Annotated in this window: 16 protein-coding genes and 2 tRNA genes; 9 read left to right on the forward strand and 9 right to left on the reverse strand. The window is 66.7% G+C overall.

Annotated elements, in window-relative coordinates; translation table 11 throughout:
- Positions 1-33 precede the first annotated feature (33 nt).
- A complete protein-coding gene (locus AU072_RS24080; RefSeq protein ID WP_064416065.1) occupies positions 34-1,911 on the reverse strand; it encodes an alkyl/aryl-sulfatase in 1,878 nt (625 codons plus the stop codon).
- 51 nt (positions 1,912-1,962) lie between these two features.
- Between AU072_RS24080 and AU072_RS24085 the strand changes: the two genes are divergently transcribed.
- Positions 1,963-2,511 carry a cupin domain-containing protein gene (locus AU072_RS24085; RefSeq protein ID WP_064416148.1) on the forward strand — a complete coding sequence of 183 codons (549 nt, stop codon included), beginning with the start codon at positions 1,963-1,965 and terminating at the stop codon, positions 2,509-2,511.
- 12 nt (positions 2,512-2,523) lie between these two features.
- On the opposite strand, the gene AU072_RS24090 is transcribed toward AU072_RS24085, so the two are convergent.
- From AU072_RS24090 to AU072_RS24110, 5 genes are all read right to left on the reverse strand, one after another.
- Entirely contained in the window at positions 2,524-2,937 is a 414-nt protein-coding gene (locus AU072_RS24090; protein ID WP_064416066.1) for an MmcQ/YjbR family DNA-binding protein, read from the reverse strand.
- Positions 2,930-3,433 (reverse strand): metallophosphoesterase family protein, encoded by a 504-nt coding sequence (locus AU072_RS24095; protein WP_064416067.1) that lies wholly within the window; start codon positions 3,431-3,433, stop codon positions 2,930-2,932. Before AU072_RS24095 ends, AU072_RS24090 begins: the two co-directional genes overlap by 8 nt.
- Before the next feature lie 36 nt (positions 3,434-3,469).
- Positions 3,470-3,757, reverse strand: coding sequence for a hypothetical protein (locus tag AU072_RS24100; RefSeq protein ID WP_120271009.1), 288 nt, complete (start codon positions 3,755-3,757; stop codon positions 3,470-3,472).
- A gap of 44 nt (positions 3,758-3,801) precedes the next feature.
- Positions 3,802-3,874 (reverse strand) — tRNA-Arg (locus AU072_RS24105).
- A 38-nt stretch (positions 3,875-3,912) separates the two neighbouring features.
- Positions 3,913-4,004 (reverse strand) — tRNA-Ser (locus AU072_RS24110).
- An 83-nt stretch (positions 4,005-4,087) separates the two neighbouring features.
- On the opposite strand from AU072_RS24110, the gene hisC reads away from it, so the two are divergent.
- Both hisC and AU072_RS24120 read left to right on the forward strand, forming a co-directional pair.
- On the forward strand, positions 4,088-5,143 hold the full coding sequence (gene hisC / locus AU072_RS24115) for a histidinol-phosphate transaminase (RefSeq protein ID WP_064416069.1): 1,056 nt from the start codon (positions 4,088-4,090) through the stop codon (positions 5,141-5,143).
- Positions 5,140-5,601 (forward strand): DUF4334 domain-containing protein, encoded by a 462-nt coding sequence (locus AU072_RS24120; RefSeq protein ID WP_064416070.1) that lies wholly within the window; start codon positions 5,140-5,142, stop codon positions 5,599-5,601. Before hisC ends, AU072_RS24120 begins: the two co-directional genes overlap by 4 nt.
- Positions 5,602-5,743: 142 nt before the next feature.
- Here the strand turns inward: AU072_RS24120 and AU072_RS24125 are convergent, their stop codons facing one another.
- Positions 5,744-6,322 carry a TIGR03086 family metal-binding protein gene (locus AU072_RS24125; protein ID WP_064416071.1) on the reverse strand — a complete coding sequence of 193 codons (579 nt, stop codon included), beginning with the start codon at positions 6,320-6,322 and terminating at the stop codon, positions 5,744-5,746.
- Positions 6,323-6,363: 41 nt separating this feature from the next.
- On the opposite strand from AU072_RS24125, the gene AU072_RS24130 reads away from it, so the two are divergent.
- From AU072_RS24130 to AU072_RS24145, 4 genes are all read left to right on the forward strand, one after another.
- Complete coding sequence (locus AU072_RS24130; protein WP_064416072.1) at positions 6,364-6,801, forward strand: hypothetical protein; 438 nt, start codon at positions 6,364-6,366, stop codon at positions 6,799-6,801.
- A 30-nt stretch (positions 6,802-6,831) separates the two neighbouring features.
- Positions 6,832-7,647: a crotonase/enoyl-CoA hydratase family protein gene (locus AU072_RS24135; protein ID WP_064416073.1), complete on the forward strand. Its 816-nt coding sequence runs from the start codon at positions 6,832-6,834 to the stop codon at positions 7,645-7,647.
- A gap of 152 nt (positions 7,648-7,799) precedes the next feature.
- Entirely contained in the window at positions 7,800-8,900 is a 1,101-nt protein-coding gene (locus AU072_RS24140; RefSeq protein ID WP_174523804.1) for a type III polyketide synthase, read from the forward strand.
- A gap of 8 nt (positions 8,901-8,908) precedes the next feature.
- Positions 8,909-9,412: an isoprenylcysteine carboxyl methyltransferase family protein gene (locus AU072_RS24145; protein ID WP_064416074.1), complete on the forward strand. Its 504-nt coding sequence runs from the start codon at positions 8,909-8,911 to the stop codon at positions 9,410-9,412.
- Between the two features lie 14 nt (positions 9,413-9,426).
- Here AU072_RS24145 and AU072_RS24150 read toward each other — a convergent pair whose 3' ends face one another.
- A complete protein-coding gene (locus AU072_RS24150; RefSeq protein WP_064416075.1) occupies positions 9,427-10,338 on the reverse strand; it encodes an NAD-dependent epimerase/dehydratase family protein in 912 nt (303 codons plus the stop codon).
- A complete protein-coding gene (locus AU072_RS24155; protein ID WP_064416076.1) occupies positions 10,338-10,748 on the reverse strand; it encodes a hypothetical protein in 411 nt (136 codons plus the stop codon). Before AU072_RS24155 ends, AU072_RS24150 begins: the two co-directional genes overlap by 1 nt.
- A gap of 43 nt (positions 10,749-10,791) precedes the next feature.
- Between AU072_RS24155 and pdxR the strand changes: the two genes are divergently transcribed.
- A complete protein-coding gene (gene pdxR / locus AU072_RS24160; RefSeq protein ID WP_235629951.1) occupies positions 10,792-12,267 on the forward strand; it encodes a MocR-like pyridoxine biosynthesis transcription factor PdxR in 1,476 nt (491 codons plus the stop codon).
- Between the two features lie 410 nt (positions 12,268-12,677).
- Complete coding sequence (locus AU072_RS24165) at positions 12,678-13,850, forward strand: Fic family protein (RefSeq protein ID WP_064416077.1); 1,173 nt, start codon at positions 12,678-12,680, stop codon at positions 13,848-13,850.
- The last annotated feature ends 36 nt before the right edge of the window (positions 13,851-13,886 follow it).

Genomic DNA, 13,886 nt, shown 5'->3' on the forward strand with positions numbered 1-13,886 from the left:
GTCGGTGAGCGGGCTGTTTGGACACCGAAATCGCTACGGTGTGACGATGTTGAACGCCGGGTCCGGGCGGTCCAGCACACCGATCAGCGACTGCAGCGCACGGGAGTCGCCGGAGATGTCGAGCCCGGGTGAGCGGTCGTCGCCCGCGGCGAGCGCGAGCAGGCGCATCTTGCTGGCCACGTTGACGGTCGCCTGAGCCGACGCCTCGTCGGCGGCCACTCTGCGGTGCACCAGAACGCCGTTGCGCAGCGTCAACCGGTAATTGGTGCCGGTGTCGCCGAAGGTGACGTCGACGGCGATGTCCAGATCCCATGCGCGCGGGCCGTTCACGCTGATCGCAAACGCGTCGAAGATCTGCTCGGGGGCCAGCTGCATCACCATCGACGTCGACGCGGTCTGGGTGGGGGTGCCGAAGTTGCCGTCGCGAAGTTCGGTCGCTCCGGAGAGAAAGAAGTTGCGCCACACCGCGTTCTCCGCACCGTAGGCCAGCTGTTCGAGGGTATCGGCGTAGAGTTCGCGGGCGGCGTCGTGGTGTTCGTCGGTGAACATCACATGGTCCAGAAGCGTTGCCGCCCAACGGTAGTCACCTTGTTCGAAGGCTTCGCGCGCTATCTCGACCACGCGGTCCAGGCCACCCATCGCCTCGACGTAGCGGGGGCCCGCGGCTTCCGGTGGATGCGCCCACAGCCGTCCCGGGTTGCCGTCGAACCACCCCATGTAGCGCTGATATACCGCCTTGACGTTGTGGCTGACCGAGCCGTAGTAGCCGTGCGCGTGCCATGCCTTCTGCAACGCAGGCGGAAGCGTGAAATCCTCGGCGATCTCGATACCGGTGAATCCCTGATTCAGTTGGCGAAGCGTCTGGTCGTGTAGGTACGCGTACAGATCGCGTTGCAGCGACAGGTATTCGACGATCTGGTCCCTGCCCCAGGTGGGCCAGTGATGTGAGGCGAACACGACGTCGGTGCGGTCGGCGAACGTGTCGATCGCCTCCGTCAGGTAGCCGGCCCACCCGTGCGGGTCACGCACCAGCGCGCCCCGCAGCGTCAGCAGGTTGTGCAGGTTGTGGGTGGCGTTCTCGGCCATGCACAGCGCGCGGAACTTCGGGAAGTAGAAGTGCATCTCGGCGGGCGCCTCGGTGCCCGGAGCCATCTGGAACTCGATCTCGACACCGTCGACCGTATGTGTCTCGCCGGTCGACCGGATGTCGACCGTCGGAACGATCAGCGCCACTTCACCCGTCGAGGTCACCTGTCCCAGCCCGCATCCCACCTGTCCCTGGGGTCCGCGCGCCAACAGCGCGCCGTACATGTAGCTCGCCCGGCGGCCCATCGCGGTGCCCGCGTACACGTTCTCCTGAACGGCGTGTTCGGTGAAGTGTTCGGGCGCGATGACCAGGACCCGGCCCGCGTCCACGTCGTCCTGCGAGGTGACCCCCAGGACGCCACCGAAATGGTCGACGTGGCTGTGGGTATAGATGACGGCGCTCACCGCGCGGTTCCCCCGGTGTTCGCGGTACAGCGCCAGCGCCGCCGCGGCGGTCTCCGTGGAGATCAACGGGTCGATGACGATGACGCCGGTGTCACCCTCGACGAAGGTGATGTTGGACAGGTCGAACCCCCGCACCTGGTAGATGCCCTCGACCACTTCGTAGAGGCCCTGTTTGGCGCACAGCCGGCTCTGTCGCCACAAGCTGGGATGCACCGACGGCGGGGCGTCGGCATCCAGGAACGAGTAGGTGTCGTTGTCCCAGACCACCCTGCCGTCGGCCGCCTTGATCACACAGGGCGACAGCGCCGCGATGAAGCCGCGGTCGGCGTTGTGGAAGTCCGCGGTGTCGTCGAACGGCAGCGCGGTCAGGTGCTCGCGGTGTGCGGACTCGATGACGGCGGTGGGGGGTTTCTGCTGCATGGCGACACGATATTCATCCCGAGGTTGGCGCGGGGCTGGTTCACTGACCCCATGCAAGTACGCCGAGTGGTGACCGGTCACGATTCGTCCGGCAAGTCCGTCTTCGTCAGCGACCAGAGCGTCGCACCGATTCAGACCATGCTGATGCCGGGCTTCGAGAATCACCTGCTGTGGGGCAGCGACCAGACGGTCCGCTTTCCCGATGACGGTGCGATGCCGCAGTGGCACAACTACTTTCCGCCGATCGGGGGTTTCCGCTTCGCGATACTGACGCTACCGCCGTCACACGGCACCCAGGCCCCGGATGCCCTCGACATCGACGAGGCGATGGCCGAGATGGAGGAGAAGCTGCCGGGGATGCTCGGCTACATGGACTACACGGACCCGGGTATGCACACCACGGACACCGTCGACTTCGAGGTGGTGCTCGAGGGCACCGTCGTGCTCGAACTCGACGACGGAGCCGAAGTGACCCTGCAACCGGGTGACACCGTCGTGCAGAACGGAACGCGGCACCGCTGGAAGAACCCCGGCGACGCGCCGGCCCGGATGGCCGTGTTCATCTGCGGCGCCGAGCACGCCAACGTTCCGCCGAAGTAGTCGCGCGGTCAGTCAGCCCTGGTGTTCGGCCAGCCACCGATCGGCCCGGCGTTTCGATGCGCGCGAGAGCCACGCGTCCTGGACGAGCTCGGTCAGCTCGACCTTGCCGATCTCCCGTAACCGGCTGGCGCGCACCAGGACCGAGGGATGGCCCTCGAAGCGGTCGGTCGTGAAGAACGGCGAGTCGGGATCCTGGACGAGCGCGGCCTTGTCCATCTCCGATTCCACCCAGATCATGATCACGTCGGCGTAGCGCTCGCCGGTCGCCGGATCCTCGGCGTCGGGCTGAGGAGTGCGGAAGAACACGAACGACTTGCCGCCGACTTGGTAGATCGGGTTGCCTTTGGGCCCCTCGATGCGTTTGACGTGCGGCATCGACGCGGCGATCTCGTGGACGTCGGCGACCCGCGCCGGCCGGTCACGCATGGCGGTCCAGTGCGTGCAGGATGACGTTGGAGAGCGTGCCGTTGCGCACGGTGGCCGTCATGTAGGTGCAGTGGGGCTGGCGTCGCCGGTCGGTCGGCGAGCCCGGGTTCAGAAGCCGCAGACCGGTTTTCGTCGTCGTGTCCCACGGGATGTGGCTGTGGCCGAATACCAGCACGTCGGTGTCGGGGTAGGCCTTGGCCATGCGTGCCTCGCGGCCGGTCGCCGCACCGGTCTCGTGGACGACGGTGAAGCGCAGCCCGCCGAGTGTCACATCGGCTCGTTCGGGCAGCCGGCGCCGCAGTTCAGCGCCGTCGTTGTTGCCCCAGCACGCGACGAGCCGCTTGGCGCCTGCCTCCAGCGCGTCGAGCAACGTCGACTCCACCCAGTCGCCGGCGTGCACCACCACGTCTGCCTTCGTCACTTCGTCCCAAACCCGTGCGGGCAGGTCCTTGGCGCGTTTGGGAACGTGAGTATCGGCGATCAACAACAGCCGCACTGTTCCCAATCTAGCCAAAGCGGGTGCCGCCGTGGATCATGCCCCCGGCTCCGGTGTCAGGTCACTCTCGGATTCGTCGCGCTTGCGCTGCGCCAGGAAGCAGTCCTCCTCGGCGGCCTTACGATGGCGGGTCGATGACTCCTCGTTCACTTCGGGGGCGGGAATGCCGCGGCGGATACCCTCTTGCTGCACCTCGGCGACTTCGTCGTGCATCTTCGCGGATCGCTCGAAGCTCGCCGCTGCGGACAGCCCGGCGTGCGCCGCGCGCTCACGGGCTGCCGCGGCGCGGCGCTCGGCTTGATTCGCTTCGTCGTCGGTGGCCATGACGCATTGGATACCCGCCTGGCCGACGCTTATCGGCAAGAGAGCGCGCCCGGAGAGACTCGAACTCCCAACCTTCTGATCCGTAGTCAGATGCTCTATCCGTTGAGCTACGGGCGCATGGTCGATCTTCAGTTGTCGGCTGACGCTGTCAACCGTGGCGGAGGCGAGAGGATTTGAACCTCCGGTCGCCTTTGAGGGCGACAACTCATTAGCAGTGAGCCCCATTCGGCCGCTCTGGCACGCCTCCTGACGATTACCGCCGATCCGACAGCGTACACATGGGCCACCGCGCGAGGCAAAGCGCATTCGGCCGACCCATAAACTGGTGCGGTGACCGTCCGGCTGCGCCCCGAACTGGCTGATCTGCCCGCTTACACACCCGGCAGGACGGTTCCCGGCGCCATCAAAATCGCCAGCAACGAGACGGTGCATCCCCCGCTACCGAGCGTGCGGGCCGCGATCGAGAACGCCGTCGGCACCATCAACCGCTACCCGGACAACGGCTACGTCGAGCTTCGCGAGCGACTCGCCAAGCACGTCAACTTCGCCCCCGAGCACATCTCGGTGGGTTGCGGGTCGGTCAGCCTGTGCCAGCAGCTGATCCAGATCACCTCGACAGTCGGCGACGAGGTGCTGTTCGGTTGGCGCAGCTTCGAGATCTACCCCCTACAGGTGCGAACAGCGGGGGCCACGCCCGTGCCGGTGCCGCTGACCGACCACACGCACGACCTCGACGCCATGCTGGCCGCGATCACCGACCGCACCCGGCTGATCTTCGTGTGCAATCCGAACAACCCGACGGGCACCGTCGTCGCACCCGACGCGCTCGCCCGCTTCGTCGCCGCGGTGCCGCCGCACATCGCGATCGCGCTCGACGAGGCCTACGTTGAGTACATTCGCGAGCCGATGGTTCCCGACAGCCTGGGGCTGGTCCGCGCCCATCCCAACCTCGTTGTGCTGCGGACGTTTTCGAAGGCCTACGGGCTGGCAGGTCTGCGGGTCGGCTACGCGGTGGGCGATCCGGATCTGATCACCGCGATCGGGAAGGTGTACGTGCCGTTCACCGCGACCAGCGTGTCGCAGGCCGCCGCGATCGCGTCGCTGGACGCCGCCGACGAACTGCTCGCGCACACCGACTCCGTCGTCGCCGAACGGACCCGGGTCACCGCCGAACTGCGCGCCGCCGGCTACACCGTGCCCGACTCGCAGGCCAACTTCGTCTGGCTCCCCTTGCCCGGGCGGGCCCAGCAGTTCGCCGAGGCCTCGGCGGACAACCGCATCATCGTGCGGCCCTACGGCGACGACGGAGTACGCGTCACCGTCGCCGCAACGCACGAGAACGACGCGTTTCTCGAGTTCGCCCGCCGATGGATAGGACAGACATGAGCGACGCCCGCGAGATCTTCACCGAACTCAAGGAGCGCACCGGCACCATCTCCGACGCCGAACTCGACGACTTCTGGTCCACTCTGCAGCCGGCCACCGTCGACTTCATGATCGGTGAGTGGAAGGGTGGCGAATTCCACACCGGCCACAAGGCCAACGGGTTCATGGAACGCCTCAACTGGTTCGGAAAGACGTTCGTATCGCCGACCGACGCGAAGCCCCTGGTGTGCCTGGACGCCGACGGCAACAAGTTCTCCAACACCGAGGCGATGAAGGGTGAGGCCAGCCTCTGGATGGAGGAGTTCCGCGGCGAGGTGACGGCGTCGATGGTCTACGACGGCGCGCCGGTACACGACCACTTCAAGGTCGTCGACGAGAACGCCGTCGTCGGCATCATGAACGGCAAGGGCGCGCTGGACGGCACCCGTCACCTCTACTTCTACCTCGAACGGCTGTAGCGCTCGCGAGATCAACACCAGGGTCGCCAGGATGGGCGATCCACGACCCTGGTGTACGCCTCGCGAAGTGGCTACGCCTCGCGAAGTGGCTACGCCTCGCGAAGTGGCTACGCCTCGCGAAGTGGCTAAGCCTCGCGAAGTCCTAGGCCCGCCGACCGGTGTAGGCGAGCAACCGCGTCAGCGCATCCGCGTCGTCGGCGACGTCGATCGCGTCATCGAAGCCGGCGTTCACCCGGCCGTCCGGCGTGATGATCTTGCGGGCCAGTCCCAGCACGTAGTCGGACAGCGATTCGGGAGCGTTGACCTCGCGGCCGACAGCGGCGGCGTAGTCCCACGCGTGCACCAGGAACTCGAGCGACAGGATGCCGACCATCACCCGGGCAGGCACCTCGTTCCCACCGAACTCCACGGTGCCGTCCAACCCGCGGCGCCGCCAGGCGTCCAGCGCTGCCCGCGCCGCGAACACCACCTGCTGCTCGATCGGCGCATCCTGGTCGCGCTCCCCGAACTGCGCACCCGCCATCGCACCGAGCGTCGTGATCGAGTGGAGCAGGTGGTCAGTCAGCCCCGCCACGTCGAACTCCCGACACGGTGTCTGCTTGTGCAGATCGTCGGCCGCGATGCCGTGCAGCACATGCTGCAGGACAGCGAAGGATTTCTCCGCACTTCGCAGTTCGTCGGTCGGCGGTGAATCGGGTCCTGCGCGCAAGTCGTCGGGCATGACGCCACGCTACGTCGCCGACGGGCGTTATCGTTGCCGAGATGAGGACGCACGTGCGAGTGGCGGCGGCGGTACTGGTCTTCGCCGGTGTCGCGGCGGGATGCTCGCGCACCACCGAGGGATCCGTCGCGATGACGACCGAGCCGGGGCCGCCGTTGACCACCTCACCGGCACGGCCGACGTCGCCGTCGATTCCCGGGCTGCCCGACATCGGACTTCCCGACATCCCGCTGCCCACGCGCAACACCGACGTCCCGGTCGTTCCCGCGCCGCCGAACGCCTTGTCCATGCAGTGCTCGGAGTACAACGGGCTCGACGAGCCGACCCAGGTCGCCGTGATCCGCGAGATCCTCAACCAGGAGGGCAACCCGCTCGGGCCCGACGGAGAGGGCATCGGCCAGATGCTCGTCGACGCCGCCTGCCAGTTCCTGCCCAGCGCCACCGTCAACGAGGTGCTCCTGGGCAAGCCGCCGCCGTGAGCGGTGTCGTGACCAACTAGCGTCTTGCCCATGGGCGAGACCTACGAATCCGTCACTGTTGACATCTCCGACCACGTCGCGCGGGTGACGCTGAGCGGACCCGGCAAGGGCAACGCCATGGGCCCGGCGTTCTGGGCCGAGATGCCCGACGTGTTCGGCACGCTCGACGCCGACCCAGAGGTGCGCGCCATCGTGCTGACCGGTTCGGGCAAGAACTTCAGCTACGGACTCGACCTCGCGGCGATGGGCGGCAGCATGCCCGGCCTCGATGCCGGCGCGAAGGCCCGCCTCGAGTTCCACCGCACCCTGACCAAGATGCAAGGCGCGATCAACGCGGTCGCCGACTGCCGCACCCCCACCATCGCCTCGGTGCACGGCTGGTGCATCGGCGGCGGCGTGGATCTGATCAGCGCGGTGGACATCCGCTACGCCAGCGCCGACGCGAAGTTCTCCGTCCGCGAGGTGAAGCTGGCGATCGTCGCCGACGTGGGCTCGCTGGCCCGACTGCCGCTGATCCTGTCGGACGGGCACCTGCGCGAGCTGACGCTGACGGGCAAGGACATCGATGCCGCCCGCGCCGAGAAGATCGGTCTGGTCAACGACGTGTACGACGACGCCGAGGCCGCACTGGCCGCCGCGCACGCGACCGCCGCCGAGATCGCCGCCAACCCGCCACTGACGGTGCACGGCATCAAGGACGTGCTCGACCAGCAGCGCATCGCCCGGGTTTCCGAGAGCTTGCGCTATGTGGCCGCGTGGAATTCGGCGTTCCTGCCGTCGAAGGATCTGGGCGAAGCGGTGACCGCGATGTTCGAGAAGCGACCGCCCAAGTTCACCGGCGAATAGGGTTGATTCCCAGCGTATTCCCACCGGATTCCCGGCTTACCGACAGGAATGGGTAGTACCGAATCCCTTCGGTCACAACGGATTTCAACGAATCTGCTGTGCTATGCGTCACCTTGGGTACCGTTCCTGGCTGCGGCGGCGTTCTGCACGACATGACAGATACAACTCACTTGGCGTCGTTTGATCGCGACGCGCTTCAACGAATCGGTGCACCCCGTATCGGGGGCACAGCCGTGGCATTCACCTCGAATCGCTACGGGCAGGCCGACGTCGCGGCGATGCTCACCAGCGTTGGCGGACCGGAATTCGTCCGCTTCGCTGCGACGAGTGGCGTGCAAAGTCGCAGTCTCTCGCTTCCGTTGTCCCGCTACCCGGAATTGTCGGGCTTCACAGAGGCGAACGACGCCTACATCGAGGTGGCCGTCGACCTCGGGGAACGGGCCGTGCGGTCCGCGCTCGAGGCGGCTCACGTCACCGCACAGGACGTCGACGCCATCGTGTTCGTATCGAGCACGGGAGTCGCAGTGCCCACGATCGACGCGCGAGTGGCCTCTCGGATCGGGCTGCGGCCTGACGTCAAACGCATCCCCCTGTTCGGTCTGGGTTGTGTCGCAGGCGCAGCCGGGATGTCACGCGTACACGATTACCTGACCGGCTTTCGCTCTGACGTCGCGGTCCTGCTTTCGGTGGAACTGTGCTCACTTACCTTGCAGCGCAACGACACGTCGATTCCAGCGTTGATCGGCGCCTGCTTGTTCGGTGACGGTGCGGCCGCAGTGGTGGTCTCGGGCGCCGACCGGGTTCCGCCGACGATCGCGAACGCGCCCGCGGTGCTCGCGACCAGGAGCCGACTCTTCCCGGACACGCTCGACGTGATGGGGTGGAACGTCACCTCGAATGGTTTCGGGCTGGTGATGTCTCGCGAGGTTCCGCACATGGCCGCGAACTATCTGGAAGAAGAAGTCACCGCGTTCCTCGGCGACCACGGGTTGACGGTGGCGGACATCTCCACATGGGTCTGTCACCCCGGCGGGCCCAAGGTGCTCGACGCGATCGACACTGCACTGCGATTGCCGCCCGAGGCAAACATCCACAGCCGCAATTCGATGCGGGACAACGGAAACTTCTCATCCGCATCGGTACTCGACGTGCTGCACCGCACACTGGCCTCACCGCCCGGCCCGGGATCGTTCGGCGTGTTACTCGCCATGGGTCCAGGGTTCAGCTTCGAGATGCTGCTGCTGAATTGGTGAGAACGGATATGGCGTACTACTTGTTCATCGTCGCGATCGGCCTCGAGCGGCTGGTCGAACTGGCGGTGTCGCGACGTAACACGCGATGGTCTCTTGCCAACGGCGGCAGGGAGTTCGGGCAGGGCCACTATCCAGTGATGGTGTCCATGCACACGCTGCTTCTGGTGTCGTGCGCCGTCGAGGTAGCGGCGCTGCACAGACCGTTCATTCCGGCACTCGGCTGGGCGATGGTGGCCGTCGTGTGCGCGAGCACGGCGTTGCGTTGGTGGTGCGTGGCGACTTTGGGTAAACGGTGGAACCCCCGGCTCATCGTGATCCCGGGAGCACCCCTCGTGCACCGCGGTCCCTATCGGTGGCTGCACCACCCGAACTACACGGCGGTGGTCATCGAGGTGGCGGCCCTACCTCTGGTCCATTCGGCGTGGCTGACCGCGATGGTCTTCACCGTGGCCAACGCGCTGATGCTCACCGTCCGCATCCGGGCCGAGAACGCCGCGCTCGGCTACATGTGAGCAGGTCTGGGACGTCAGCCCCTGGGCACGGGCGTCCAACCGAGTTCGTCCTTGGCCTTGGCATTCGACAGCGGAAGCCAGGTGTCGCCGAACGCGGTGACACCGTAGGGTGCGGCGAGCTTGACCACCGCACGCGGAACGCGTAGCTGTCGAGGCCGCCCGAGCTTGTCGCCCAACTCGCGGATGTAGCCGTTGAAGGACTGCGGCCGGTCGTCGACGACGTTGTAGATCTGACCGCCCCGTCCGCGGTCGAGCGCGGCCGCCGTGGCCTTCGCGACGTCGTCGATGTGGATCCAGGACACGATGCCGCCACCACCCATGTCCAAGGCCAGCCGCCATCTCGCCATCCGAGTGAACAACTCGTCGTGCGGCACACCCGGTCCGTAGAAAGCGCCGTAGCGCAACACGATTCCTTCTGTGTCACTGTGTTCCCCGGAGGTCAGGACCTTCTGCTCCATCCCCCGCAGGGCCGCCAGCATCGCCTCCCCACCAATCGGAGCCGGACCGGGATAGGGGTCACTCTCGTCCATCAGCGCCGGGCCGGTGGTCGGATAGCCGTACGCGAACATCACCGATTCGGCAACGACGCGGCGGACACCGGCACGCTGAGCCGCGGCCAGCAGGTTCGGCGCACCGGTCCCCCACAACTTTCTCGCGGGCTCGAAGTCCCTGACCCGCATGGGTCCCCGCTTCGGCAGCGTGGTCAGCAGCGACACCACCATCTCAGGACCGATATCGGCGACCGCCTTGTCGATATCGTCGATGTCGAACACGTCGGCAACAACGGGCTTGGCGCCCGCAGCGCCGATCGCGCCGGTCTTGTTCGGTGAGCGCGTCAGCCCGATGACCTCGTGGCCGCGGGCATTGAGCTCACGCAGCAGCGGAAGGCCGGGCACGCTGGTCGCGCCGGCAACCAGGACCCGCATCACGGCCTCCGATCGGCAATGACGCTGGCGCGCAACGCGATCCCCAGTATCACGGTGGTCAACACCAAGCCTCCCGCCTCCAACCACCCGATCCAGTCACCCGCGCCGTGGTGCGGATCGATGATGTGGCTGAGCGAGTGCAGCGCCCAGTGCAACGTCGCGAATGCCAGCGCCGGAGTGCGCCACCGCGGCCACCGTACGGCGGCGAGCAGCATGAGCCCCTGCGGAATCTCGAAGGTGGCTGTGTCGAAGATGTAGTGGTCGTTGCGCGTGCCGAAGGTGCCGAGGGTGTCGAAGAACGCGCCGGGGGCGAACATCATGAACAGTCCCACGGCCAAGGCGTAGAGCCCGAACACGATGAGCGTCACCTCGACGAACCCGGCCCTTGTGCGCGTCGGTGTCGATGTCATACGGTCACGCTAGTTCGATACTGGCCTCAAGATAGGCACCACTTTGACAGCGAAATCGGGTACCAGTTCCGGTCCTGAACTGCTGCTGGAACTCGACCGCGACGCCACCGATCCGCTGCACCGCCAACTGGCCGACGGGCTGCGGGAGGCCATCAGAACGGGCCGCCTCACACCGGGAACTCGCCTGCCGTCCAGTCGCCTGCTCGCCGCCGACCTGGCAGTGTCCCGTCGGCTCGTGGTCGATGCCTACAGTCAGCTCGTTGCCGAAGGGTTCCTGCTCAGCAAGCACGGGTCGGGCACGGTGGTCGCCACGGTCGACACCGTCGACCGGCCCTCCCGGCGCGAGACGGGGCCGGCCGCTCGCTACGACGTCGACTTCCTGCCGGGGTCACCGGATCTGCGGAGTTTCCCGCGCGACGCCTGGCTGCGGGCGTTGAAGCAGGGCCTGGCCGATATCGGGCCGGATGCGCTCGGTTACGTGGCGCCCCAGGGTCTGTTCACCACGCGCGTCGCTCTGGCCGACTATCTGCGTCGCGTGCGCGGTGTGCTCGCCGAACCGCAACACATTGTGCTGTGCTCCGGAGCGACACAGGCCATCGCGTTGCTCGCCCGGTCACTGCCGACATCCTCGCTGGCCATGGAGGATCCGGGCTTCTGGTTGCACCGGATGGTGCTGCGGAACAACGGGATTGAGCCCGTACCAGTTCCGGTGGACGAGGACGGGCTCGATGTCGGCGCGCTGACCGACAGCGGTGCCGATGCAGTGCTCACCACCCCCGCGCACCAGTCCCCGACCGGGGTCGTGCTGTCGGCCGCGCGGCGCACCGAGCTGATGGACTGGGCCCGAGCCGGCCATCTGGTCATCGAGGACGACTACGACGCTGAATACCGCTACGACCGTGCACCCGTCGGCGCGCTGCAGGGAATCGCGCCCGACCGCGTCGTCTACGTCGGCTCGACGAGCAAGACCCTGGCGCCCGGTCTTCGCATCGGCTGGATGGTGCTGCCCGCACATCTCGTTGGCGCGGTCAAACTGGCCAAAGGTCTTGCGGACACCGGAAGTTCGGTGATGGACCAGTTGGCGTTCGCGCAGCTGCTGCGATCGGGAGGATACGACAGGCATCTGCGCCAGATGCGTCGCCGATACCTGACCCGACGCAATGCCCTGCTGGGGGCACTGGGCCGGCACATGCCGCAAGCGACCGTGCTTGGGGCCGCGGCCGGCGTTCACCTGACCGTGCGCTTTCCCGACGGGTTCCCGATCGAGGAGCTGGTCCGGCGTGCCGAGAAGCGGCGGGTGCGGGTCGAGCCGCTCGCCCCGTGTTATGCCGATCCGTCGTCCGCCCCGCCGGGTCTGCTCCTGGGATACGCGAACCTCACTGAGACACAGATCTATTCGGGCGTGCGGGTATTGGCTGACGCGATACCTCAGGCTCCGCCGCCGCCACAACCGCCGCCGCCGCAGCCGCCACCACCACCGCAGCCGCCGCCGTCCCAGCCGCCACTCGAGTCGGTGTAGCCGAGGCCCACTGCTCCCGCGGTTCCCGCCGCCCAGCGCCTTTGCACCGTAAGGTATTCGGCGTTCTGCGCGGACGCATACGGCCGTTTCCTACATCACCACCCCGAAGGTGGTGCGCCGCCGAACGCTCCTGTCGACCCGCCAGACGAGCAGATCCGCAGAACCGTGATCGCGTGGTCGATGGTCGCGATGCCGGGCGAGAGATGTGTCCTATGGGATCTCGACTCGCGTGTCGGCGTGGACCAGCCATGGGGGGTCGATGCCCGCCTGGTCGAGGCTATCGATGCCGCAGTGACCAGCTCGAAACTGAGGTGAGGCCGGGAGTCAAGCGAAATGGCCAGCCTCGCTGAGTGAAGTCAAGCGACGTTCCTAACTTCACTTAGTTGTCTACGTGAAGTTATACTGGATCGGTGACTTCACTTACTCCGGTCACCTGGGAAAGCGTGCGCTGGGAACCGCACGTCTCGCGGTATGCAAGTTCTACGCGCCCGAAGTACGGCACCTACCACCCGGCGCTGCCGGCCGCCATTGCGGACCTTGCCCTGGAACTGCCACCGGCGGTCCTCGCGGATGCCGAAGCCGCCAGCCGGGAGATAACGAGGTTCGACGCTGAACTCGGAGGCGAAATCGCGCCGTTCGCCGCGGTGCTGCTGCGATCGGAATCTGCCGCCAGTTCGCAGATCGAGAACCTGACCGCCTCGGCGCGCGCTATCGCCGAAGCCGAACTGCCCGGCGGCCGCAGTAAACGCAACGCGGAACTGGTCGTCGCCAACACGAGGGCGATGACGGCGGCGATTGCACTGTCCGAGGCTATCGATGCCGATGCGATCCTGGCGATGCATGCGACGCTGATGGCAGGAGACCCGCAGCACACTGCAGGTGAGTTTCGTACTGAACCGGTGTGGATCGGCGGCGGCTCCACTCCTATCGGTGCGACTTTTGTAGGACCACGTCACGAGCTGGTCCCCGGCGCGATTGACGACCTGATCGCCTTTGCGCAACGGGGTGACGTTCCGGCTTTGCCGCAAATCGCCGTTGCCCATGCGCAATTCGAGACCATCCACCCCTTCACAGATGGCAACGGGCGCACGGGCCGAGCCCTCGTGCAGGCGATGCTGCGCCACAAAGGGCTGACTCGCCGGGTGACGGTTCCGATATCGGCCGGGCTGCTGGCCCAGACCGATGCCTACTTCGCCGCGCTTACCGCGTACCGCGACGGCGATGCCGTCCCGATCGTCGAGCGGTTCTCGGAGGCCAGTGTCCGGTCGATAGCCAACGGGCGGGAGCTGGTCGCCGACCTGGAGTCGATCCGCGCCAGCTGGAACGACAGGATCACCGCCCGATCGGACTCCGCGGTATGGAAGGTCGCCGACCTGTTGACCCGACGCCCTGTCGTGAGCGCAGCGCTGCTCGCGCAAGAGTTGGGTATCGAGTCGACCAACGCGCACCGCTACCTCAACCCGCTCGCTGAGGCCGGGATACTTGTCGAGACCACCAGCGGCTCCCGCAATCGGGTGTGGCGTTCACCCGAGGTGTTGGCCGCACTCGACGCGTTCGCAGCACGGGCCGGCCGGCGGGCATGATGATGTTGATCAGGCTGTGCGGTACACACTCGCCAT

Source organism: Mycolicibacterium novocastrense, from assembly GCF_001499835.1.
Lineage (GTDB): Bacteria > Actinomycetota > Actinomycetes > Mycobacteriales > Mycobacteriaceae > Mycobacterium > Mycobacterium novocastrense.